The sequence below is a fragment of the Ruegeria sp. AF7 genome (genome assembly GCF_056541885.1).
This window is the reverse complement of sequence record NZ_JBQFYX010000056.1, coordinates 1-812: the sequence shown is the minus strand read 5'-3', so window position 1 is coordinate 812 and position 812 is coordinate 1. Positions and strand designations below refer to the sequence as shown.

The 812-nt window shown below is 57.8% G+C and carries 1 protein-coding gene; it reads left to right on the top strand.

Annotated features, from left to right (window positions below; genetic code table 11):
* Window positions 1–65 precede the first annotated feature (65 nt).
* Window positions 66–812, top strand: a protein-coding gene (locus tag ACR0AP_RS20915) for an IS5 family transposase (protein ID WP_480509225.1) whose coding sequence is annotated in 2 segments (ribosomal slippage) — window positions 66–397 and window positions 396–812 — 749 coding nt annotated over the 2 segments. Because the reading frame shifts where the segments join, the coding sequence is not laid out codon by codon here. This gene is flagged as partial in the annotation.

Here is an 812-nt window from a genome sequence, read left to right as displayed (position 1 = left end):
AGGGTCAGGATGCATTGATTTTCGCCGCGCCGCGTGATTCACGGCTTCGAAAAAGGAGCGGTGACATGAGTGATCTTTTCTGGCTGAGCGACGCACAGATGGCGCGTCTTATACCCTTCTTTCCGAAATCGCATGGTAAGCCTCGGGTTGATGGCAAGCGTGTGTTGAGCGGGATTATCTTCATCAACCGCAATGGGTTAAGGTGGCGCGATGCCCCTGCAACCTATGGCCCGCACAAAACGCTTTACAGCCGCTGGAGGCGATGGAGCGAGAAAGGCATCTTCGCACAGATACTGGTCGGGTTGGCGGCCCGGTACGGTGAGAAGAAGACTGTGATGATCGCCGCCACCTACCTGAAAGCCCACCGAACGGCGTCCAGTCTGGGCGTCAAAAAGGAGGCGCGGTCGCCTGATCGGGCGAACCAAGGGTGGCAAGAATACGAAACAGCATATAATCTGCGACAGCTGGGGCCGACCGCTCAACCTGTCCGTCACGGCTGGCCAGGTCAGCGATTACATCGGCGCCCAGGCGCTGCTGAGCAGCCTTCCGGACGTCAAATGGATGCTCGGAGACAGAGGGTATGATGCCGACTGGTTCAGAGTAGCTTTGAAAGACAAAGGGATACGCGCCTGCATTCCCGGCCGTAAGCAACGCAAGACCCCGGTCAAATACGATAAGCGCAGGTGCAAACGCCGCAACAGGATCGAGAACATGTTCGGCAGGCTCAAGGACTGGAGGCGGGTCGCAACCCGCTATGACCGATGCCCCAAAGTATTCCTTTCCGCCATCGCGCTCGCAGCAACCGTCATCTA